At 61.4% G+C, this 22,619-nt stretch carries 20 protein-coding genes; 10 read left to right on the forward strand and 10 right to left on the reverse strand.

Annotated features, from left to right (window positions below; translation table 11 throughout):
• Positions 1-6: 6 nt before the first annotated feature.
• Positions 7-1,446, reverse strand: coding sequence for a cardiolipin synthase (gene cls / locus UB48_RS17745; protein ID WP_045199443.1), 1,440 nt, complete (start codon positions 1,444-1,446; stop codon positions 7-9).
• 127 nt (positions 1,447-1,573) lie between these two features.
• Between cls and UB48_RS17750 the strand changes: the two genes are divergently transcribed.
• Positions 1,574-2,101 (forward strand): DUF3617 domain-containing protein, encoded by a 528-nt coding sequence (locus tag UB48_RS17750; RefSeq protein WP_045199445.1) that lies wholly within the window; start codon positions 1,574-1,576, stop codon positions 2,099-2,101.
• A gap of 6 nt (positions 2,102-2,107) precedes the next feature.
• Here the strand turns inward: UB48_RS17750 and folE2 are convergent, their stop codons facing one another.
• Complete coding sequence (gene folE2 / locus UB48_RS17755; RefSeq protein ID WP_045199447.1) at positions 2,108-2,995, reverse strand: GTP cyclohydrolase FolE2; 888 nt, start codon at positions 2,993-2,995, stop codon at positions 2,108-2,110.
• Between the two features lie 23 nt (positions 2,996-3,018).
• The gene (locus UB48_RS17760) at positions 3,019-3,405 is read right to left on the reverse strand and encodes a hypothetical protein (RefSeq protein ID WP_045199449.1); all 387 of its coding nucleotides are present in this window, start codon (positions 3,403-3,405) and stop codon (positions 3,019-3,021) included.
• A 119-nt stretch (positions 3,406-3,524) separates the two neighbouring features.
• On the opposite strand from UB48_RS17760, the gene zigA reads away from it, so the two are divergent.
• Genes zigA through UB48_RS17775 form a run of 3 tightly spaced genes read left to right on the forward strand, consistent with a single transcriptional unit; the run spans position 3,525 to position 6,355 of the window.
• A complete protein-coding gene (gene zigA, locus UB48_RS17765) occupies positions 3,525-4,733 on the forward strand; it encodes a zinc metallochaperone GTPase ZigA (RefSeq protein WP_045199451.1) in 1,209 nt (402 codons plus the stop codon).
• On the forward strand, positions 4,733-5,341 hold the full coding sequence (locus UB48_RS17770; RefSeq protein WP_045199453.1) for a DUF1826 domain-containing protein: 609 nt from the start codon (positions 4,733-4,735) through the stop codon (positions 5,339-5,341). Before zigA ends, UB48_RS17770 begins: the two co-directional genes overlap by 1 nt.
• A 42-nt stretch (positions 5,342-5,383) precedes the next feature.
• Positions 5,384-6,355 (forward strand): GTP-binding protein, encoded by a 972-nt coding sequence (locus tag UB48_RS17775; protein ID WP_045199455.1) that lies wholly within the window; start codon positions 5,384-5,386, stop codon positions 6,353-6,355.
• Here UB48_RS17775 and UB48_RS17780 read toward each other — a convergent pair.
• Positions 6,352-6,744 carry a DUF3301 domain-containing protein gene (locus UB48_RS17780; RefSeq protein ID WP_045199457.1) on the reverse strand — a complete coding sequence of 131 codons (393 nt, stop codon included), beginning with the start codon at positions 6,742-6,744 and terminating at the stop codon, positions 6,352-6,354. The two genes, UB48_RS17775 and UB48_RS17780, sit on opposite strands and share 4 nt — an antisense overlap.
• A gap of 119 nt (positions 6,745-6,863) precedes the next feature.
• On the opposite strand from UB48_RS17780, the gene pdxY reads away from it, so the two are divergent.
• Entirely contained in the window at positions 6,864-7,736 is an 873-nt protein-coding gene (pdxY, locus tag UB48_RS17785) for a pyridoxal kinase PdxY (protein WP_045199459.1), read from the forward strand.
• A gap of 9 nt (positions 7,737-7,745) precedes the next feature.
• Here pdxY and UB48_RS17790 read toward each other — a convergent pair whose 3' ends face one another.
• A complete protein-coding gene (locus UB48_RS17790; RefSeq protein WP_045186257.1) occupies positions 7,746-8,231 on the reverse strand; it encodes an acyl-CoA thioesterase in 486 nt (161 codons plus the stop codon).
• A 325-nt stretch (positions 8,232-8,556) separates the two neighbouring features.
• Here UB48_RS17790 and UB48_RS17795 point away from each other — a divergent pair, with 325 nt between their 5' ends.
• Positions 8,557-10,317 carry a cation:proton antiporter gene (locus UB48_RS17795; protein ID WP_045199461.1) on the forward strand — a complete coding sequence of 587 codons (1,761 nt, stop codon included), beginning with the start codon at positions 8,557-8,559 and terminating at the stop codon, positions 10,315-10,317.
• Positions 10,318-10,451: 134 nt separating this feature from the next.
• Here UB48_RS17795 and UB48_RS17800 read toward each other — a convergent pair whose 3' ends face one another.
• The 3 genes from UB48_RS17800 to uvrD all read right to left on the reverse strand — a co-directional run bounded on the left by UB48_RS17800 (position 10,452) and on the right by uvrD (position 14,198).
• Entirely contained in the window at positions 10,452-10,859 is a 408-nt protein-coding gene (locus UB48_RS17800; RefSeq protein WP_010222784.1) for an SMI1/KNR4 family protein, read from the reverse strand.
• Between the two features lie 111 nt (positions 10,860-10,970).
• Complete coding sequence (locus tag UB48_RS17805; protein ID WP_045199463.1) at positions 10,971-11,819, reverse strand: Tim44 domain-containing protein; 849 nt, start codon at positions 11,817-11,819, stop codon at positions 10,971-10,973.
• A 195-nt stretch (positions 11,820-12,014) separates the two neighbouring features.
• Entirely contained in the window at positions 12,015-14,198 is a 2,184-nt protein-coding gene (gene uvrD / locus UB48_RS17810) for a DNA helicase II (RefSeq protein WP_045199464.1), read from the reverse strand.
• Between the two features lie 223 nt (positions 14,199-14,421).
• Between uvrD and UB48_RS17815 the strand changes: the two genes are divergently transcribed.
• A complete protein-coding gene (locus UB48_RS17815) occupies positions 14,422-17,292 on the forward strand; it encodes an EAL domain-containing protein (protein ID WP_045199466.1) in 2,871 nt (956 codons plus the stop codon).
• Here the strand turns inward: UB48_RS17815 and zwf are convergent.
• On the reverse strand, positions 17,289-18,731 hold the full coding sequence (zwf, locus tag UB48_RS17820; protein WP_045199468.1) for a glucose-6-phosphate dehydrogenase: 1,443 nt from the start codon (positions 18,729-18,731) through the stop codon (positions 17,289-17,291). The genes UB48_RS17815 and zwf overlap by 4 nt on opposite strands.
• 104 nt (positions 18,732-18,835) lie before the next feature.
• Here zwf and hexR point away from each other — a divergent pair, with 104 nt between their 5' ends.
• Together hexR and UB48_RS17830 are read left to right on the forward strand one after the other, a co-directional pair.
• On the forward strand, positions 18,836-19,702 hold the full coding sequence (gene hexR / locus UB48_RS17825; protein ID WP_038616018.1) for a transcriptional regulator HexR: 867 nt from the start codon (positions 18,836-18,838) through the stop codon (positions 19,700-19,702).
• Positions 19,703-19,804: 102 nt separating this feature from the next.
• Positions 19,805-20,023 carry a PA3496 family putative envelope integrity protein gene (locus UB48_RS17830; protein ID WP_045199472.1) on the forward strand — a complete coding sequence of 73 codons (219 nt, stop codon included), beginning with the start codon at positions 19,805-19,807 and terminating at the stop codon, positions 20,021-20,023.
• On the opposite strand, the gene UB48_RS17835 is transcribed toward UB48_RS17830, so the two are convergent.
• Positions 19,965-20,912, reverse strand: coding sequence for a LysR family transcriptional regulator (locus UB48_RS17835; protein WP_162195917.1), 948 nt, complete (start codon positions 20,910-20,912; stop codon positions 19,965-19,967). The genes UB48_RS17830 and UB48_RS17835 overlap by 59 nt on opposite strands.
• A gap of 203 nt (positions 20,913-21,115) precedes the next feature.
• Here UB48_RS17835 and UB48_RS17840 point away from each other — a divergent pair, with 203 nt between their 5' ends.
• Entirely contained in the window at positions 21,116-22,531 is a 1,416-nt protein-coding gene (locus tag UB48_RS17840; RefSeq protein ID WP_045199475.1) for an acetyl-CoA carboxylase biotin carboxylase subunit, read from the forward strand.
• The last annotated feature ends 88 nt before the right edge of the window (positions 22,532-22,619 follow it).

Below are 22,619 nucleotides of genomic sequence, written 5' to 3' on the forward strand. Positions count from 1 at the left end.
AGCACCTTACAGAATCGGCGAAATCAGCCGGGCGATACGCATCCCCAGTTGTTGCAGGCGGTGCGTATCGCGGGTGTCTTCGGCGGTGATTTCCCGGGACCGATCGAAGTCATGGCTGAGCATCGCTTCGACCTGATCGGCAAACGCGCGGTCTACGGTCAGCAGCATGATCTCGAAGTTGAGCCGGAACGATCGGTTGTCGAGGTTGGCGCTGCCGATGGCGCTGATCTCGTTGTCGATCAGCACCACCTTCTGATGCAGGAACCCCGGCTCGAAACGAAACATCCGCACCCCGGCGCGCACCGCCTCAAAGGCGAACAGGCTGGAGGCGGCGTAAACGATGCGGTGGTCTGCGCGCGAAGGAATCAGGATGCGTACATCTACCCCGCGCAACACCGCCAGGCGCAAGGCAGCGAACACCGCTTCGTCGGGGATGAAGTACGGGCTGGTGATCCACAGGCGTTCGCGTGCCGAGTGGATGGCTTCGACGAAGAACAGCGAACAGGTTTCTTGCGGGTCGGCCGGTCCACTGGCCAGCACCTGACAAAGCACGCCATCTTCCGGGTAGGTGTCCGGCAGGATCAGCGGCGGCAGTTTTCGCGATGCCCAGAACCAGTCTTCCGCGAACGACTCCTGCAGGCAGGCCAGCACCGGCCCACTGACCTGGACATGGGTATCGCGCCAGGGCGACAGCTTGGGGTTGGCGCCGAGGTACTCATCGCCCACGTTGTGCCCGCCAAGAAACCCCAGCAAGCCATCGACCACGACGATCTTGCGGTGATTGCGAAAGTTGACCTGAAAGCGATTGAACCAGCCGCGGCGGGTAGCGAAGGCGCGGATGTTGACGCCGCCTTCGCGCAGCTTGTGGCTGTAGGCAGAGGGCAGGGCGTGGCTGCCAACGCTGTCATAGAGCACATAGACCTTCACGCCTTCGGCTGCTTTTTTTAGCAGCAGCGCTTGCAGCTGTCGGCCCAGGTCATCGTCGTGAATGATGAAGAACTGCACCAGCACCGTATCGCGTGCGCTAGCGACGGCGCGAAAGATTGCGTCGAAGGTGGCCTTGCCGTCGACCAGCAGGCGTACCTGGTTGTTGGCCAGGCACGGCATGCGCCCCAGCTTGGGCATCGCCCGCAGCGCACCATAGGACTCCGAATTGCGCGCGGCCAGGGCTTCCTCGACCCAGGGTCGCCAGTTGAGATCGGCCATAGCCACGTGCATCTCGCGGTTGGCCTGGCGCCGGGCCTGGATGTAGGCATCGAAGGTGCGGCTGCCAAAAACCAGGTAAGGGATGAGGGTGAAGTAGGGAATGAACAGCAGCGACAACGCCCAGGCAATTGCACCCTGGGCCGTACGCACAGTGAACACGGCGTGCAGGGCGGCGATTGCACCCAGCAGGTGTATCACGCCAATGAGGTAACCGAAGAAGTAGGGGCTGTGGTAATCCATACGCATCCTGCTGTCCGAAGGCTCTGCCCCTAACAGAGCATGTTCATGCCAGCACTTGCAACCGAAAGCACAAATTGACGTCTAAGCTGTGTTCCAGCTTGGGGCTGGAGTATCGAGGAGTCACTACATGAAATATCGTCTGCCGCTGCTGGCGCTGATGCTGGGTCTGGCAAGTCCTTTGGTGCATGCGCAGATGCTGCAACCTGGGTTGTGGGAGCTGACCACCAGCAACATGCAGGTCGATGGCAAACCGCTTCCGGACATGGGCTTTATGCTTGGCCAATTGAAGAACCTGCCGCCGGAACAGCGGGCGATGATCGAGGGTGGTCTGGCCAAGCAAGGTATCAGTGTGGCCGGTCAGGGTGTACGTTCCTGCTTGACGCCAGAGCAGGTGAGAACCAACGACATACCGCTGCAGGATCCCAAGTCTGGCTGTACTCAGAAAATTACCGAGCGCAACGGCAATGTCTGGAAGTTCACCTTCAGTTGTCCGAAAGCCCAGGGCAATGGTGAAGCGACGTTCGTCAGCGACCGCGAGTTCACGACCAAGGTTAACGGCACCTTCAATGCTTCTGGTGTGCAGCAGCAGGGCAGCATGAACACTCGTGCGCTGTGGTTGGGCAATGATTGCGGTACGGTCAAACCGCGAATCTGAGGCGCTTCACCAGCGCCATTGGCTGTGGGCCACTGCGTCGTGGGCATGCAAACTTTCGGCGTGTTCCACGCGCAGGTAGAAGCCACCGAGCCACGGCAGAGTTTTCAGGGCCAGATTCAAGCGTCGGGCGGCGTCTTCACAGAACATCAGATTCTGCCCATTAGCCAAGGCAAAGGCCTGCTCATCGGCGCGCTTTACCGCTGTTTGTACTGCGGTGCCCAAGGCACTTTCGGCCTGATTAATCAGTGGTTCAATCGGCAGTTCGTTAAACCCTTCGCACAGACGAACCTGCAGCTTTGCCACACTGCGTTGGCTGTGCGGCGTGGCGACAATGCCTTGAGCACTGCCCAGCCAACTCAAGACAGCCTCATGACTCAAGCTGCAATCGCCAAAATCGGTAATGAATTGCTGCTGAATTAGCTGTCGGGCTAAGGCAGCGGAGCACGGGCAGGTGGAGGAATATTCCACATCGACGAATAGTTCCACGTGGAACACTCCGTCTTTCACTTGTGCATTCAATGTCACTGGATAGCCTTTCCAACCCGCCAATTGACTGATTAGGGCAGGGCGTTTGAGCATCAGTTCGAATCGCAGGGTCAGGAACGCACTGGCGGAAAGGCCTATATGACTGTCGAGAAAATCCTCCAGAACTTTATGGATCAGCGCCGGGCTTAAGGATTGATGCTGGAGGGCTTCCAGCGCCAGGTACAAGCGTGACATGTGAATGCCCCGGGAGGCGCCATCATCAAGGCTGACGCCCGCGTCGGCTGTTGCTGGCAATATCTGCCCATCGATCTGCAGCGGCAGGGCAATGCCACACATGCCGACCCAATCCAATGGCAATTGGGAAGTGGTGGCTTGGGCAGCGATATCAGGAAGGGTGAAAACGCTCATCAGGGGTTCACTTTTCAAGAAGGCTATTGGCAGCCGCTCAGACGATTGCAGCGCAGATTGAAACGCTGCCCGCTGGAACTGGAGACCTTGTTCAAGGTGGTCCAGCCCACACGCTGGCTGTATCCGACCCAGGTTTCGCCGTTGCTCGCCACGCCTGTGAAGAAGGTCAGCTGGCCGTAGCGGCTATTGGTTTGTGCCCACAGTCGGCGGCCCTCCATTTCGAAGCCGCGCAGGTAGGTGGTGCTGCCCTGGGTTTGCACGCTGTAGTAATTGCCCTGGGCATCGCTGCAGGCAAGCAAGGTTGCACTGCGGGTACAAAGTGCCAGGCCGTTGCTGAGGGGCGCGCCGTTTGCAACGGCGGATTCGCACAGCAGCAATGCAGCGAAGGCAAAAAGGCAACGTGATTTCATCTTCCAGGTCGGCCTTTGGTCATGTTCTGAGCGAAGTGGGTTGGCGAGATTGTATTGTTATAATATAACATTGCGCAATGCATCGTTCGAATGCACTCGCCCCGATGAGGATAGCCCCCATGCCCAACCGTCTTCCCGTCACTGTGCTTTCCGGCTTTCTGGGTGCCGGCAAAAGTACTCTGCTCAATCACGTGCTGAAAAACCGCGACAACCTGCGGGTCGCGGTGATCGTCAACGACATGAGCGAAATCAACATCGATGCCAGCGAGGTGCAGCGCAACGTCAGTCTCAACCGCGCCGAAGAAAAGCTGGTGGAGATGAGCAACGGCTGCATCTGCTGCACCCTGCGCGAAGACCTGCTTGAAGAGGTCGCACGCCTGGCCCGCGAGGGGCGTTTTGATTATCTGTTGATCGAGTCCACCGGCATCTCCGAGCCGTTGCCGGTCGCCGAAACCTTTACCTTTCGTGACGAGCAAGGCCGCAGCCTGGCCGATCAGGCGCGCCTGGACACCATGGTCACGGTGGTCGATGGCTTGAACTTCCTGCGTGATTATCAGGCCGCCGAAAGCCTGGCCAGCCGCGGCGAAACCCTTGGTGACGAAGACGAGCGCTCGATCAGTGACCTCTTGATTGAGCAGGTGGAGTTCGCTGACGTGATTCTGTTGAGCAAGATCGATCTGATCAGCAGCGCCGAGCGCGAAGAGCTCAGCGCGATCTTGCACAGCCTTAACGCCCAGGCGCAGATCGTGCCGATGGTCATGGGTCAGGTAGAGCTGCAGCAGATCCTCAACACCGGTCTGTTCGACTTCGACCGCGCCGCCCAGGCGCCTGGCTGGCTGCAGGAACTGCGCGGCGAACACGTGCCGGAAACCGAGGAATACGGAATTGCCGCGACCACCTGGCAAGCGCGCCGGCCGCTGCATCCACAGCGCTTTTACGATTTTATCCACAGGCCCTGGGACAACGGCCGGTTGCTGCGCTCCAAGGGCTTCTTCTGGCTCGCCAGCAAGCACCAGGATGCCGGCAGTTGGTCGCAGGCCGGCGGCATGATGCGCCACGGTTTTGCCGGGCGCTGGTGGCGCTTCGTACCCCGTGAGCAGTGGCCGCAGGATGAACAGAGCAGCGCGCAGATCTTCAAGAATTGGACTGCAGAGTGTGGTGATTGCCGCCAGGAGCTGGTATTCATCGGTCAGAATATCGACTTCGCCCGGCTCGATGCCGAGCTCTCGAGCTGCCTGCTCGACGATGCAGAAATGGCCGCAGGCGTGAACAGTTGGCGGCAACTGCCCGACCCGTTCGGCCCGTGGTTTGACGAGGACGCGGCGTGATGCGCCAGGCCTTCGGCGAAACGCCTCAAGTGCTCACCGAGGCGTTGCAGGATGGCGTCAATCTCGCGGTATGGCAGCGCCGCTTGCCGGTGCAGATCGAAGACTTTGCCCGCTTGCTGCTGTCGCTGAACCAGCCACTGGGTGAAAGCTGGGTCATCGAGCTGGATGAGCAACAACAGTTGCCGGACCTCAGTGGCTTGCTGGGCGGGTATGCCGACCTGGAAGGCCATGTGGCGTTTGTTACCGACGTTGCCTGGCTGGTGGCTGCCTACGCCTGCTTGCTCGACGCCCGACGAGTCGGCTTGCGCCTGCAGGCGCTGGGCAACGCCATGTGCCCGCGGTTTCATGTCGATCACGTCCCTCTGCGTTTGCTAAGCACCTACGCCGGGCCGGGCAGTGAATGGCTGGGAGAAGGTGCAATCGACCGTACGCAACTGGCTCGGGAGCAACCGCATGCCGAGGCAATCCGCCAATTGGCCGAGGGTGAGGTGGCCTTGCTCAAGGGCGAGAAATGGCTTGGTAATCAGGGAGGCGGGCTGGTCCATCGTTCGCCGGCCTTGGCCAATGGTGAGCGGCGTTTGATCCTCAGCCTTGACTGGATGGCCTGATATAACGGCATAGTGACGAAAATTTCAGGCACTCTCCGTCCCATGCTGCAGAACATTCCTACCCACGTGATTGCCGGCCCGCTCGGCGCCGGGAAGACCAGCCTGATTCGCCAGTTGCTGGCGCAGCGGCCCGCCGATGAGCGCTGGGCGGTGCTGATCAACGAGTTCGGCCAGATCGGCCTGGACGCAGCGCTGCTGGCAACCGATGACGATGGGATTGCCCTGGGAGAGGTGGCCGGCGGTTGCTTGTGCTGCGTCAACGGCATGCCATTCCAGGTCGGCCTGGGTCGCCTGTTGCGCAAGGCCAAGCCGCATAGGCTGTTTATCGAACCATCCGGGTTGGGCCATCCGTTGCAGTTGTTGCAGCAACTGCGCTTACCGCCCTGGCAGGGGGTGCTGGCGGTACAACCGGCGGTACTGGTGCTCGATGCCGAGCAGCTGGCTGCGGGTGTTGCCTTGCCGCAAGCTCAGCACTCGACCCTGGCCAGCGCCGGGCTGCTGGTGCTGAACAAATCCGCTGGTCTGGACGAACTACAGCGCTTGTGGATAACTTCCCGGCTGGCGGATACTCGCCTGTACTGGACCGATTTCGGCCATCTGCCGTTGTCCGAAGTGCCGATGGCAAGTGCTCCGCCAAGCCATTCCCTGGCTGTGGATAAACTGGCATCAGCCAGTGTTTCTGCAGTCATAGGCAGCCTGTGGACAAATCCGCAGGAGCCAATTTGCAGCATCCAGGAGGCGGCGGAGGGCTGGAGCATTGGTTGGCGCTGGCACCCGGCTCAGGTGTTTGATCGTGCCCGCATCGAGCAATTTCTGCGGGAGTTGGACTGGCGCCGTGCCAAGGCAGTTATCCACAGCCTGGACGGCTGGCAAGCGCTCAATGCCCTGGCTGGACAGCGGTCCTTGCTGTGGAGCCGCAGCGAATGGCGGCGTGACTCGCGGCTGGAGCTGATTTTCGCCGAGCCGCAAGCTCCTGAAGCGCTAAAACAGGCCATGCTGGCCTGCCGCGTCTAGTTACGCCAGCGGTTGTGGTCCTGACGCCACTGGTTCATCTCGACCACGTTATCGTGGTGTGGCGGCGTCTTGATCTCGAACGGGTAGGGCGCCAGTTCGATCTGCATGGTATGGGCGCCGAACTGGGTGACGGTACCGGGGTGGCGCTGTTCGCCGGTCACGGTGAATTCGAAGTTGTACACCCGGGCCAGGCGTTTGCGGCCGTTGGCATCGCGAACAAAGCCGATGCGCTTGAGCGCGACATTGCCATCGAGCAGCTCCAGGTCGAGCTTGGCGCAGTGCTGCTTGACCCGCTCCAGAGCCTTTTCACGCAAGCCGTGGTTATGCCACAACCAAGCGCCTGCCGTGGCCAGCAGCATCAGCACGAAGAGATTTCCCAGGGTCAACATTTACATATGCTCCAACGAGGTATGCCCAGCTTAACTGCCTCCCCGGTCTGTCGTACAGGTGGCATTTAGCGCCATACTGCGCGCCTTGTTTTTCATTCCTACGCTTTCGGAAGACCTGCATGAAACGTACACCGCATCTGCTCGCCATCCAGTCCCACGTGGTTTTCGGCCATGCCGGCAACAGCGCCGCAGTGTTTCCCATGCAGCGGGTCGGGGTGAAGGTCTGGCCGCTCAATACCGTGCAGTTCTCCAACCATACTCAGTATGGCCAGTGGACCGGAGAAGTGCTTGCTCCAGCGCAAATACCTGCACTGGTAGAAGGGATTGCGACGATCGGTGAGCTGGGCAACTGCGATGCGGTGTTGTCCGGCTACCTGGGCAGTGCCGAGCAGGGGCGGGCGATCCTCAGCGGCGTGGCCCGGATCAAGGCGGCCAACCCGCGCGCCTTGTACCTCTGCGACCCGGTGATGGGCCATCCCGAGAAGGGCTGTATCGTTCCGGCCGAGGTCAGCGAGTTTCTGCTCGAAGAAGCGCTGGCCCGTGCTGATGTGCTGTGCCCGAACCAGCTGGAACTGGACAGCTTCTGCGGGCGCCGTGCCGAGTCGTTGCAAGACTGTGTCGACATGGCCCGCAGCCTGCTGGAGCGCGGCCCGAAAGCGGTGCTGGTCAAGCACCTGGCGTACCCGGGGCGTGGCGCGGAAGATTTCGAGATGCTGCTGGTGACCGGCGAAGGGAGCTGGCACATCCGCCGCCCGCTGCTGGCATTCGCCCGCCAGCCGGTAGGCGTTGGTGACCTGACATCAGGCTTGTTCCTGGCGCGCTTGCTGCTGGGCGATGACTGGGTAGCGGCGTTTGAATTCACCGCCGCCGCGGTGCACGAAGTGCTGCTGGAAACCCAGGCCTGTGCCAGCTACGAGCTGGAACTGGTGCGGGCGCAAGATCGCATCGTGCACCCGCGGCTGCGCTTTGCGGCGCAGCCTCTGGCCTTTTAACGGGCGGTCTTAAAGGGCATCGCCCTTGAGCTCCTGGTAGCGCTTTTCCAGCTCCTGACGGATCAGCCGGCGCTGTTTACCCTGGAGGAAACGGCGCTTCTCTTCGCTGCTTTCAGGCTGGCGCGGCGGCACCGCAACCGGCTTGCGGTCGTCGTCGACGGCGACCATGGTGAAGAAGCAGCTGTTGCTGTGGCGCACCGAACGCTCGCGAATATTCTCAGTGACCACCTTGATGCCGACTTCCATCGAGGTGTTGCCGGTGTAGTTGACCGAAGCGAGGAAGGTCACCAGCTCGCCGACATGCACCGGCTCGCGAAAGACCACCTGGTCGACCGACAGGGTCACCACATAACGACCGGCGTAGCGGCTGGCGCAGGCATAGGCCACTTCGTCGAGGTATTTGAGCAGCGTGCCGCCGTGGACGTTGCCAGAAAAGTTGGCCATGTCCGGGGTCATCAGGACGGTCATCGACAGCTGGGCGTTTCCAGGTTCCATAGTGTGCTCACGGTAAGGTTGCGCTGAGGCGGGGTGGCGATTGCTGTTCACGCTTCTTTCCCCCAATACGATTCCCATCTAAGTAGACGGGACGCTGACAGCGGCCTTGCCGTCACGCTATTTGTGCCATTTGCGGCGATGCTTTGGTCGATCTGTTTCTTCATATTGCACCGGCTTTTCGCGACAAGCGGCGGTGTTAACCTGAAGAAGCCCATGCAAGGTGGGCATTCCTACATTTAAAACGCTATGTACCCGCAACTCAATCAGACAATTCATCGGGTGAGTTGCGGCTTGTCTCTGGATACCAGGTAAGGAGTCCCACGCCGTGCATGCCATCAGCTTTATCCAGGATTTGGCAGTGATCATGCTGGTTGCCGGGGTGGTCACTATCCTCTTCCACCGTTTCAAACAGCCGGTAGTGCTTGGCTACATTGTTGCCGGCTTCATCATCGGCCCGCACACCCCGCCGTTCGGCCTGATTCACGACGAAGAGACGATCAAGACCCTGGCCGAGCTCGGCGTGATCTTCCTGATGTTCTGCCTGGGCCTGGAGTTCAGCCTGCGCAAGTTGTTCAAGGTCGGGGCCACGGCGTTCATCGCCGCGTTCCTGGAAATCGTGCTGATGATCTGGATCGGCTTTGAGATCGGCCGCTGGTTCGGCTGGAACACCATGGATTCACTGTTCCTCGGCGCCATCCTGGCGATTTCCTCGACCACCATCATCGTCAAGGCGCTCAACGACCTGAAGATGAAGAACGAGCGTTTTGCCCAACTGATCTTCGGCGTGCTGATCGTCGAAGACATCCTTGGCATCGGCATCATCGCCTTGCTCTCGGGTATTGCCGTGAGTGGCACGGTGAGCTCGGGCGAGGTGTTTTCCACGGTCGGCAAGTTGTCGCTGTTCATGATCGTTGCCTTGGTCATCGGCATTTTGCTGGTGCCGCGCCTGCTGGCTTACGTGGCCCGCTTCGAAAGCAACGAGATGCTGCTGATTACCGTTTTGGGCCTGTGTTTCGGCTTCTGCCTGCTGGTGGTCAAGCTTGAATACAGCATGGTCCTGGGCGCCTTTCTGATTGGCGCGATCATGGCCGAGTCGCGCCAATTGCTGAAGATCGAGCGCCTGATCGAACCGGTACGCGACCTGTTCAGCGCCATCTTCTTTGTCGCCATCGGCTTGATGATCGATCCGTCGATCCTGGTCGAGTATGCCTGGCCGATCGTGGTCATCACCATTGCCGTGGTGCTGGGCAAGATGCTGTCCTGCGGCATGGGCGCCTTTATCGCCGGCAACGACGGACGTACCTCACTGCGGGTCGGGATGGGGCTTTCACAAATTGGCGAGTTCTCGTTCATCATCGCCGCACTGGGCATGACCCTGCAGGTCACCAGCGACTTCCTGTACCCGGTGGCGGTAGCCGTTTCGGCCATCACCACGCTGCTTACGCCGTATCTGATTCGCGCCGCCGACCCGCTGTCGCTGAAGCTCGCCAAGGTCGTGCCGGGGCGCCTGTCGCGGGTGCTGTCGCTGTACGGCGAATGGCTGCGCAGCATCCAGCCCCATGGCCAAGGGGCATTGCTGGCGTCGATGATCCGGCGGATTCTGCTGCAGGTGGGGGTGAACCTGGCGCTGGTGGTGGCGATCTTCTTCAGCGGTGGTTATTTTGCCGCGCGCATCGGTGACTACCTGAGCGAATGGGTCAGCGATGTCGGCCAGCAGAAGGCCTTGATCTGGGGCGCGGCGCTGATGCTGTCGCTGCCTTTCCTGATCGCTGCGTACCGCAAGCTCAAGGCGCTGTCGATGCTGCTGGCGGAGATGGGGGTCAAGCCGGAGATGGCCGGGCGCCACACCCAGCGGGTTCGACGGGTAATTGCCGAGGTCATTCCGTTGCTGTCGCTGTTGGTGATCTTTTTGCTGCTGTCGGCGCTGTCGGCCAGCATTCTGCCCACCAACGAGCTGCTGTTGCTGATCGTGATAGTCGCGGCAGTGGTGGTGGCGGTGCTGTGGCGCTGGTTCATCCGTGTGCATACACGCATGCAGATCGCTTTGCTGGAGACCCTGGAAAACAACCAGGAAAACCACCACTAAGAGGCGCTTCCTGCGCGGGGCGGTTCGAATGTCCGAGGGGATGGAGCGGTAGCGAAGCGCCACGCGCGGGAAGGCGTGGCGATTCTACGAGCATTAATAGCCAAGAGCCATTATTTTATGCGGGTATTTCTCATTCAGCTTTCCAGCCAGACATCCCGCGCCCAGTGCCACACCGATTCCCAGCTGTCCTCGGTAACGATCTCTTCTTCGCCGGACCACAGCACCACGGTGCCGTCCTCTTCGACGCAGTAGTAATCGTCGCCGTCCTGGCAGATCGGGATCAGGTCGCGCGGCACGCCGGCGTCCCAGGCATTGGCTGCCACGTCCGGCAAGTAGGTATGCGACTGCGGGTCGGTGACGGTGACCGGCTCCAGGCTGCCGTAGACCACGTCGCTGACCGTCAGCAGGAATTCCTTGAAGACGAACGGAATGTTGATGAACAACTCTTCTTCGATTTCGACCAGTTGGTCTTCGTCCGGCAACTCCAGCGGCACCGGTACCGGTTCATTGGCTTCTCGGAGCTGTTCGATGACTTCTTCCACGGTTCTATCCTCTAACCTTTACGACACGCTGCGCGTTATACCCTAGTAGCCTGCTGCGCTAAAAGCAAAACCCCGGGACAAGCCCGGGGTTTTTTGTGCAATGCCTCAAGATCAGCCGTTCTGACGGATCCCGGCAACCAGCCAAGGCTGGTTCTCGCCCGGCGCGCGTTCCATGTTCCAGCTTTCGCTGAACGGTTCGCCCTGGTCGAAGCGCGAAGTCTTCGATACACCGCTGAAGGTCAGGGTGGCGATGGTCTTGTCGGCGCGGTCGTCGACACCTTCAAGCTGCACATTTAGGTCGTCGATGTAAGTGGACTGGAAGGCATCACCCAGATCAGCACGCTCCTGCTTGAGGAACTGCAGCATCTGCGGGGTGACGAACTCGGCAATCTTGTCCATTTCGTTGGCGTCCCAGTGCTGCTGCAGCGACTGGAAGTGGTTGCGGGCAGCCGCCAGGAAGCTCTGCTCGTTGAACCAGGCCGGGGCGTTGATTACCGGACGGGCGGCGGCAGGTGCAGCCGATCCACCGAAGATCGACGGCTGCGCAGGCTGGTGCGCTTCACGCTGGAAAGGCGCGTGGCCGGCGGCGGCCATTTGTGGCTGCTGCTTGCGGCGACGGGCGGCGATGAAGCGGAACGCCAGGAAGGCAATCAGCGCCATGATCAGGATGTCGAAGATCTGCATGCCCTGGAAGCCGTCGCCCATGAACATGGAGGCCAGCAGGCCACCGGCGGCGAGGCCGGCCAGCGGGCCGAGCCAGCGCGAAGCACCGCTGGCGGCGGCAGGTGCGCGACCTGGCGCGGTTGGCGAGGCAGCCGGGGTAGCTGGGGCTGCCTGGCGGGTCTGGTGGGTCGGCGCGGCGCCCGAGCTCTTGCCGCCGCCGAAGCGTTTGGCGTTGGCGTCGAGACTCATCGTCAGGCCGATGCACAGCGCCAAAGCGATGCTAAGAAAACGTTGCATAGAAGGGTATTCCCGTTTTGTGGATTGCACGCGCGTCATGGTGCACAGGTTGTAGGACACATGACCAGCGCCATAATGTTTCCAGCTTTTGCCTGAATGATCTGAATACGCTGTAGGAGCGGGCTTGCCCCGCGATTGCGGCGTGCAAGTCACATTGCATCGCGGGGCAAGCCCGCTCCTACAGGATTTTCTGCGTTACAGCGCTTCGAGCTTGGCGTAACCGAGCATCAGCCACTTGCTGCCTTCGGCAAAGTTGACCTGGACCCGGGCCTGGGCGCCGGAGCCTTCGAAGTTGAGGATCACACCTTCGCCAAATACCGCATGCTGCACCCGCTGGCCAAGGTTGAAGGCGGTCTGCGGGATGTTGGCGTTGGCGAACAGGCTGCTCGAGTTCTGCTGCTGACCGGAGCCGAACGGGCGGCTGACGCTGTTGGACAAGCGCACTTCCTGCACCAGGCCGGCCGGAATTTCGCGTACGAAGCGCGAGACCTTGTTGTAGGTCTCGCTGCCGTACAGCCTGCGGGTTTCGGCGTAGGTCATCACCAGCTGCTGCATGGCGCGGGTGATGCCGACATAGGCCAGGCGGCGTTCTTCTTCAAGACGGCCGGGCTCTTCCAGGCTCATCTTGTGTGGGAACAGGCCTTCTTCCATGCCGACCAGGAAGACGTGAGGGAATTCCAGGCCCTTGGCGCTGTGCAGGGTCATCAGCTGGATGCTGTCTTCGTGCTCGTCGGCCTGGGCGTCGCCGGCTTCCAGCGAGGCATGGCCGAGGAAGGCCGCCAGTGGCGACAATTCGGCGTCTTCTTCGCTGTTTTCGAAGTTGCGCGCGGCGCTGACCAGTTCCTCAAGGTTTTCTACCCGGGCCTGGCCTTTTTCGCCTTTCTCTTCCTGGTGATAGACGATCAGCCCGGACTGCTCGATAACCGTCTGGGTCATCAGGTGCAGGGGCATCTCCAGGACTTTGGCGGCAAGGTTCTCGATCATTTCCATGAACGCGCCCAAGGCACTGGCGGCACGGCCTTTGAGCGCCTTGTTGGCGATCAGCAGGCTCATCGACTCCCACATCGAAACCTGGGCGTGGCGCGCGTGCTCGCGAATCGCTTCGACGGTTTTCTCGCCGATACCGCGCGGCGGCACGTTGATCACCCGCTCAAGGGCGGCATCGTTGCCGCGGCCTTCGAGCAGGCGCAGGTAGGCCATGGCGTTCTTGATCTCGGCGCGTTCGAAGAAGCGCTGGCCGCCATAGATGCGATAAGGAATGCGTTCGCGCAGCAGTGCTTCTTCAAGCACCCGCGACTGGGCGTTGGAGCGATAGAGGATGGCGATGTCGCTGCGTGCCAGGCCGGTCTTGAGTGCGCTTTCGATGCTCTCGACCACGTAGCGGGCTTCGTCGTGTTCGTTGAAGGCAGCGTACAAGCTCAGCGGTTCGCCATCGCCGCCATCGGTCCACAGCTCTTTGCCCAGGCGCCCGCTGTTGTTGGCGATCAGGGCGTTGGCCGCCTTGAGGATGCCGGCGGTGGAACGGTAGTTCTGCTCCAGGCGGATCAGCTCGGCGTCAGGGAAGTCGGCGGTGTACTGGTGGATGTTCTCGATCTTGGCACCGCGCCAGCCGTAAATCGACTGGTCGTCATCGCCGACCACCATCAGGCTGTCGCCGCCCTTGGCCAGCAGCCGCAGCCAGGCGTACTGCACGGCGTTGGTATCCTGGAATTCGTCGACCAGCACATGGCGGAAGCGCCGCTGGTAGTGCTCGAGCAGGCCCGGGTGATCGCGCCACAGGTCCAGGGCGCGCAGCAGCAGCTCGGAGAAGTCGATGACGCCGGCGCGCTGGCAGGCTGCCTCGTAAGCTTCATAGATGCTGCGCATGGTGCCGAGGAACAGGTCGCCGCTGGCTTGGATATGTTGCGGGCGCAGGCCTTCGTCTTTCTGGCCGTTGATGAACCACTGTGCCTGGCGCGCCGGCCAGCGCTGTTCATCCAGGCCCAGCTCGCGGATTACGCGTTTGACCAGACGCTGCTGGTCGTCGCTGTCGAGGATCTGGAAGTTCTGGTTCAGCCCGGCCTCTTGCCAGTGCGCGCGCAACAGGCGGTGCGCCAGGCCGTGGAAGGTGCCGACCCACATGCCGGCCGGGTTGATGCCCATCAGCTGTTCGATACGCTGGCGCATCTCGGCAGCGGCCTTGTTGGTGAAGGTAACCGACAGGATCGAGTGCGGCGAGGCCTGCACCACCTGGATCAACCAGGCGATGCGGTGCACCAGCACACGGGTTTTGCCGGAGCCGGCACCGGCCAGGACCAACTGACGACCGACCGGCGCAGCTACAGCCTGGCGTTGGGCGTCGTTGAGAGAGTTCAACAGGAGAGAGAGATCATCGCGCATCCGGCCATTTTAGGGGCGCAGGCGACCCTTGGGCAAATATACAGTAGAAAAACTTGGCGCTGACGACCGGCCGGTCACCGGCTGCAGCCCAAGGCCTGCGTGCTTGAGCACCTGCCGTCGGGAAATGCGATGAAATAATTATGATCCAGAGCAGTTTGGCCCAGGGGCTTGCTTGTGTATGCTCCGTGCACGTTTAAGGCTAACCATTACAAGAACACCGCCTATGACACTCGGTTCCGACTCCCTGAGCGCCCCAGCCCAAGCGCGCCGGAGTATTCGCAAACACTTCGCACCGAAACTGGCTGTCGAGCGCACCCGCCTGCTGTATCAAGGCTCGTTGCTGCCGACCCTGTTCATGCTGCTCAACGGCCTTGTCTGTGCCTGGCTGCTATGGAACCCGGCGCGTTACCTGCTGGTCAGCGTCTGGGTGGTCTGGCTGATGGCGCTGGTGGCGTTGCGGGTGATCCAGGTGGCCGCTTTCGATGCTGCCATGCCCGACCGGCAAGCCCAGCCGACCTGGTGGCGGATGTTTTTGCTCGGTTCGGCCTTCAGCGGCCTGACCCTGGCCAGCGCGGCGATTGCCCTGGTGCCGGTGGACAACTTCGTCCAGCAGGCCTGGGTGTTTGGCCTGCTGGGGGCGGCGACGCTTTCGGCCAGCGTTGCTTATGCCGTCAGCCTGCCAGCGTTTCTCAGTTTTACCTTGCCCTGCCTGCTGCCGCCGATTGCTTTCCTGTTCTGGAGTGGCGACGAACAGCAGCGCGGCTGGGGCTGGCTTGGGCTGATTCTGTTGATTGCGCTGTCGGTGGTGGCCTGGCAGGTCAACCGGCTGATCGAACGCGGATTGCTGCGACGCTTTCAGAATCAGGAGCTGATCGAACACCTGCAAGCGGCGCAAAGCCGCAGCGAGAGCCTCAACCAGGCATTGGCCGAGGAGGTCGAACAGCGCCGGTTGATCGAGGAACAGCTGCGTGAGGCGCAGGTTGGGCTGGAGTCGCGGGTGGCCCAGCGCAGCCAGGAACTCGATGTCGCCAACCAGGCCCTGAGCAAAAGCGAGCAGCGCCTGGCCCTGGCGCTAGAGGCCAGTGAGCTGGGGCTTTGGGACTGGAACCTGGACACCGACGAGATCCACCACACGCAATTGCGCGAGCTGTTTGGCCTGGAGCCTGAACAAGTCCAGGAAATGCTCGCGCACCTCAAGCCACGTTTGCATCCCGATGACGTGCCGTTGCTCAAGCGTACCCTGGTCGAACACCTCAAGGGCCGCAGCGAGGACTACCGCATCGACTACCGGGTGCGTCACCGCCAGGGCCATTGGTGCTGGATTGAGGACCGTGGCCGGGCGGTGGAACGTGATGCCAGCGGGCGGGTGCTGCGCATGCTCGGCACCCGCCGGGAAATCAGCGCGCAAAAAGCCCAGGAGGAACAGCAGCGTCTGGCCGCCACGGTGTTTGAAGCCGCCAGTGAAGGCATTGTGATTCTTGACCCTGACTACGTACTGCTGGCCGTCAATCAGGCCTTCTGCCGGGTTACCGGCTACAGCCGCGAAGAACTATTGCAAGGGCGGTTGCTGGAGCTGGCGTGCAGCCTTGATGCTCGTCGACATTCACAGGCTATCGAACTGGCCCTGGAGCAACATGGCAGCTGGCAAGGCGAACTGGTCGAGGCGCGCAAGAACGGTGAGCTTTATCCTCAGTGGCTGCAGCTTAACGGTGTACGTGATGCCCGCGGCAACCTGACCAGCATCGTCGGCTTCTTTACCGACCTGTCGGCGCGCCGTGAGTCTGAAGAGCGCCTGCGCTACCTGGCCCACTATGATGAACTGACGGGCCTGGCCAACCGCGCCTTGTTCCGCCTGCGCCTGCACGAGGCCGGCGAGCGCCTGCGCCAGAGCGGTCGCGGCCTGGCCCTGCTGCACATCGACCTGGACCGCTTCAAGCTGCTCAACGACAGCCTTGGCCATGAAGTTGCCGACCATTTGCTCAAGCAGATGGCCCAGCGCATCAGCAATGCCATGCCCGAGGCCGACACCGTGGCGCGGCTTTCCGGCGACGAGTTTGCCGTGCTGTTCGATGCCTACAGCAACCTGTCGAGCTTGGTGCGAGTGGCTAGCCGCCTGCTCGACAAGCTACGCGTGCCCCTGCGGGTCGATGGTCACGAGCTGGTGATCAGCGCTTCGGTGGGCATTAGCCTGCTGGCCGACACCTCGCGGGATGTCACGGTGCTGGTCAGCCAGGCCAATACCGCCATGCAGCACGCCAAGCACCTGGGTGGCGACAACTTCCAGTTCTACACCGAGAGCCTGCAGGCCAGCACCCTGCAGCGCCTGCAGCTGGAAAACCACCTGCGCAAGGCCATCGAAGAGCGGCAACTGCAGGTCTACTACCAACCCAAGCTGTGCCTGGCCACCGGCCGCCTGCATGCGGCCGAGGCGCTGGTGCGCTGGCAGCATCCGCAGTGGGGCATGGTGCCGCCATCGGATTTCATCGGCCTGGCCGAAGAAACCGGGCTGATTGCACCGATGGGCGAATTCGTCCTGCGCCAGGCCTGCTGGCAGGCTTGCGAGTGGCAGCGCATGGGCCTTGCGCCGATTCGCGTGTCGGTGAACCTGTCGGTGTATCAGTTGCGCCAGGGCAAGCTGGTCAGCCTGGTGCGCCAGGTTTTGGAAGAAAGCGGCCTGGCCCCGCACTTGCTGGAACTGGAACTGACCGAGAGCCAGTTGCTCGACAGCGTCGAGCACATCATCGCCACCTTCCGCCAATTGCATGAGCTGGGGGTGAAGCTTGCGATCGACGACTTTGGCACCGGCTATTCATCGCTCAGCTACCTCAAGCGTTTCCCGGTGGACTACGTGAAGATCGATCAGGCCTTTATCCGGGGCCTGCGCGAGGGCAGCGAGGACGCGGCCATCACCCGGGCAATCATCGCCATGGCCCAGAGCCTGGACCTGCAGGTGGTTGCCGAGGGCGTCGAGACCGCTGAACAGCTGGACTTCCTGCGCAAGCAAGGCTGCAACGAAGTGCAGGGCTACCTGATCAGCCGGCCGGTGCCGGCGCAGGAACTGGCCGGTTTACTGGCCAGCCGCTACAGCTTTTAAAGGTGCCAGGCGCGGCCCTGGTGGGCCAGCAGGCTGTGGGCCTGGTCCGGGCCGTTACTACCGGCGTGGTAGGGGCGCGGGGCCTGGAAGTGTTCCTGCCAGCCGTTAAGGATCGGGTCGATCCAGGCCCAGGCCGCTTCGACCTCGTCACGGCGCATGAACAGCGTCGAGTCGCCTTCGAGCACATCCAGCAATAGCCGCTCATAGGCGTCCCAGCGACGGGTCTGGCCGAATACCTGGGCCAGGTTGAGGTTCAGTTCCACCGGCTCCAGGCGCATGCCCTTGCCGGGAGTCTTGGTCATCATCTGCAGGCTGATGCGCTCGTCGGGTTGTAGCTGGATCAGCAGCTGGTTGGCCTGATCGCCGTCGAACAGGCGGTGGGGCACCGGCTTGAACTGGATGACGATCTGCGACGAGCGCTTGGCCAGGCGTTTGCCAGTGCGCAAGTAGAAGGGCACGCCGGCCCAGCGCCAGTTGTTGATGTGGGCTTCTACGGCGACAAAGGTTTCGGTATCGCTGTCGTTGTCGACATCTTTTTCGAAGTAGTAAGCCGGTACTTCCTGGCCGCCGATCTTGCCGGCGCTGTACTGGCCGCGCACGGTCTTGTCCTGCACGTCCTGGCCGGTGATCGGTTGCAGGGCCTTGAGGATCTTCACCTTCTCGTCGCGAACCGCTTCAGCCTCGAATTGTGCCGGCGGCTCCATGGCCACCAGGCACAGCAGTTGCAGCAGGTGGTTCTGCAGCATGTCGCGGGTGGCGCCGGCGCGGTCGTAGTAGGCGCCACGGTTTTCGACGCCGAGGGTTTCACAGACGCTGATCTGCACATGATCGACCTGGTTGTTGCGCCACACCGGCTCGAGCAGGGCATTGGCAAAGCGCAGGGCCATGAGGTTCTGCACCGTTTCCTTGCCCAGGTAGTGATCGATACGAAACACCTGCGACTCGGCGAACACCGCGCCGAAGGCCTCGTTGATCGCCGTGGCCGACTCCAGCGAGTGGCCGATGGGTTTTTCCAGGACGATGCGCGCATCGTGATCGGCAAGCCCGGCGATTTTCAGGTGGTTGGCAATCGGCACGAACAGGTTCGGTGCGGTGGCCAGGTAGTAGATCCGGGTCAGGCCGCCGGCTTCACCGAGAAAGCGCGCCAGGCGGACGAAATCGGCGCTTTGCGAGGCGTCCATGGGGAAGTAGTCCAGGCGCGCCGAGAAACGCGCCCAGACATCCTCGTCGAAGTCGGCACGGGCAATCTGTGCCCGGCAACGGCGTTCGGCGAGTTTGAGGAATTGATTACGTGGCAGATTGCTGCGGGCCAGGGCGATGATGCGCACGGCGGGGTGCAGGCGAGCCTCGCGATACAGGTGGTAGAGCGCCGGAAGCAGTTTATGCAGGGCCAGGTCACCGGTGCCGCCGAACACCATGATGTCGCAAGGGATAGTCAATACCACCACTCTCCTAGTTCGTTTAGCTGGGCGGGTCGCCGGTCATGTAGTATAACTACAAGAAAGCTACAACCCGGTCAGTCGATCATAACCGAGTCCTGCCCTTGAATCTGTTGCAACACATCGCCCAGTCGCGCCATCTGCTACGTAAATCGGAACTCAAGGTTGCCGATCACGTGCTGCTTGATCCTGCGGCCGTCATGCATAGCTCCATGGCCGATCTTGCCCACAGCGTCGGCATCAGCGAGCCGACCATCGTGCGTTTTTGCCGTGCGATCGGTTGTTCCGGTTTCCAGGACCTCAAGCTCAAGCTGGCCCAGAGCCTGGCGGCGGGCGCGAGTTTCGGCCAGTTCGCCATTCACGAAGACGACTCGGTTGCCGACTACAGCCTGAAGATCTTCGACACCACCCTGCATACCCTGATGGAAGTGCGCGAGCACCTCGATCCACAGGCTTTGCAGCGTGCGGTATCCGCCATGGCCCAGGCCCAGCGTGTCGAGTTCTACGGTTTTGGTGCCTCCGGCGCGGTAGCGGCCGATGCCCAGCACAAGTTCTTCCGCCTGCTGCTGACGGCGGCGGCGTATTCCGACCCGCACATGCAGGCGATGTCGGCGGTCACCCTCAAACCGGGCGATGTGGCCATCTGCATTTCCCAGTCGGGGCGCTCCAAGGACCTGCTGATCACCGCCAACCTGGTGCGTGAAAGCGGCGCCACGCTGATCACCCTGTGCCCGAGCCAGACGCCGTTGGCGGAGCTGTCGACCGTCAACCTGGCCATCGATGTGCACGAAGACACCGAAATCTACACCCCGCTGACCTCGCGCATTGCCCACCTGGTGGTGATCGACGTGCTGGCCATGGGCGTGGCCATGGCCCGCGGGCCGAGCCTGGTCAACCACCTCAAGAGCGTCAAGCGCAGCTTGCGCAGCCTGCGCCTGTCGCCCAAGTCGATCAAGGCGATGGACGACTGAGACCTGTAGGCGCGGGTTCATTGATTTGTCATTGGCCCGCCGCCAAACCGTAATGCCACGACGTCAGGCTGAAGCTCCCGCACTCGATAAGGGAGATATGCAATGGCTCGTGAATTCGATGGCTCGTACCAACCCAACGCCAAATCCCGCAAACAGCAGGAAAAAGACCAGCGCCGCATGGAGTTTCGCCGCGCGATCGAAAGCTACTCCGAGCAGCGCCGTCTGCTGCAGGACATCACCGACTACCCCGATTTGCAGGCCGTCAGCGTGTGGCAGGTATCGGCGGCAGAATCCCCGAGAAACGCTCAACAAGCCCGCTGATCTGTGCACGTTCGCTGCGAATGAACGCTAGAAAGGCCAGGGCCACCGGCGATTGCCGCTTGGCCTTGGACTGCACCACACACCAGCTGCGGTACAGCGGCAGCTCTTCGACCGGCAGCTCGCGCAGCACGCCGGTGGCCAGTTCCAGGTTCAATGCATGGCGGGTCAGCAGGGCGATGCCCAGGCCGGCAATCACGCATTCGCGCTGGGCATCGGCCGAGGCCACTTCCAGCGTCTGAGTGAAGTGCACGCGCTTTTCCTTGAAGTACTCTTCGCAAGCCTTGCGTGTGCCCGAGCCCTGTTCGCGTACCAATAGCGTGTGCGGCTCAAGGTCTTGCAAACGCAGGCTGTCGAGCTTGCACAGCGGATGATCGGGCGGCGCCACGGCAACGATCGGATTGTTGAGGAACGGCAGGAACTCCAGGCCCATGTCCTGGGGCACCATGGACATAATGATCAGGTCATCACGGTTGTCCGAGAGGCGACGTATGGCCTGGGCGCGGTTGACCACCGTGAGGGTAAGATTGACCTCGGGGTGCAAACGCTTGAAGGCCGCGAACAGATGCGGGACGAAGTACTTGGCGCTGGATTCGACCGCCAGCTTCAATTGCCCCTGCAGCGAGCCCTGCATGTCGGAGAGTTGCATGTCGAGGCTCTCCAGGCGCCCGAAGATATCGCGGCTGGCGCGTTGCAGCGCTTCAGCGGCTTCGGTCAGGTAGAGCTTCTTGCCGACATACTCGAACAGCGGCTGGCCGACCAGTTCTTCCAATTGGCGGATCTGTAGACTAACGGCGGGTTGCGTCAGGTTCATCTCCTCGGCCGCCCGGCTGTAGGAACGCAAATCACAGACCTCATTGAAGATCTGAAGTTGACGCAATGTCATACGCATCAATGACTTACGCATTTCTCTCAAGCCCCGGCAAAACCTTGTAACAGCACTATAAGCTTTTGCTTATGCACACCCTAATAAATATTGATTTTTGTTTATCCAGAGACAGCGCTAGGGTAAAGATGCGACTGGCCAGCGACGATTGGTCACGCGCCGACCGGCGTTGCCGGCTCGTTTGTTCTAGCGGCCTTGGGAATACTCCAGTGATAAAAAAGATCCTGATCGCCAACCGCGGTGAAATTGCTGTTCGAATCGTGCGTGCCTGCGCCGAGATGGGCATCCGTTCCGTGGCGATCTACTCCGACGCCGACCGCCATGCCTTGCACGTCAAACGTGCCGACGAGGCCCACAGCATTGGTGCCGAGCCCCTGGCCGGCTACCTGAACCCGCGCAAGCTGGTGAACCTGGCCGTGGAAACCGGTTGTGATGCGCTTCATCCCGGTTATGGTTTTCTGTCTGAGAACGCTGAACTTGCGGACATCTGTGCCGAACGCGGTATCAAATTCATAGGCCCGGCGGCTGAAGTCATTCGCCGCATGGGTGACAAGACCGAAGCCCGCCGCAGCATGATCAAGGCCGGTGTGCCGGTGACCCCGGGCACTGAAGGCAACGTCGCCGATATCCACGAAGCGCTGCTCGAAGGCGACCGCATCGGTTACCCGGTGATGCTTAAGGCCACTTCCGGCGGTGGCGGCCGCGGTATTCGCCGCTGCAACAGCCGTGAAGAGCTGGAGCAAGCCTTCCCGCGGGTAATCTCCGAAGCGACCAAGGCCTTCGGTTCTGCGGAAGTGTTCCTGGAGAAATGCATCGTCAACCCGAAACACATCGAGGCGCAAATTCTCGGTGACAGCTTCGGTAACGTCGTCCACCTGTTCGAGCGCGACTGCTCGATCCAGCGCCGTAACCAGAAGCTCATCGAAATTGCCCCAAGCCCGCAACTGACCCCTGAACAGCGTGCCTATATCGGCGACCTGTCGGTGCGCGCAGCCAAGGCGGTGGGTTACGAGAACGCCGGTACCGTGGAGTTCCTGCTCGCCGATGGCGAAGTGTACTTCATGGAGATGAACACCCGGGTGCAGGTGGAACACACCATCACCGAAGAAATCACCGGTATCGACATTGTTCGCGAGCAGATCCGTATTGCCTCCGGCCTGCCGCTGTCGGTCAAGCAGGAAGACATCCAGCACCGCGGCTTTGCCCTGCAGTTCCGGATCAACGCCGAAGACCCGAAGAACAACTTCCTGCCCAGCTTCGGCAAGATCACCCGTTACTACGCCCCCGGCGGCCCCGGCGTGCGCACCGACACGGCGATCTATACCGGCTACACCATTCCACCGTTCTACGACTCGATGTGCCTGAAACTGGTGGTCTGGGCGCTGACCTGGGAAGAAGCCATGGACCGCGGCCTGCGGGCTCTGGACGACATGCGCGTGCAAGGGGTGAAGACCACTGCCGCCTACTACCAGGAAATCCTGCGCAATCCGGAATTCCGCAGCGGTCAGTTCAATACCAGCTTCGTTGAAAGCCACCCGGAACTGACCAACTACTCGATCAAGCGCAAACCCGAAGAGCTGGCCCTGGCCATCGCCGCCGCCATCGCCGCACATGCGGGCTTATGAATAAGCCAGCTGCAAGTTGTTAGCTGCAAGCGACAAGTCAGAGCCGATCGGCTTTTTCTTGCGGCTTGTAGCATGAAGCTTGCCGCTA

The organism is Pseudomonas sp. 2(2015), from assembly GCF_000955865.1.
Taxonomy (GTDB): domain Bacteria; phylum Pseudomonadota; class Gammaproteobacteria; order Pseudomonadales; family Pseudomonadaceae; genus Aquipseudomonas.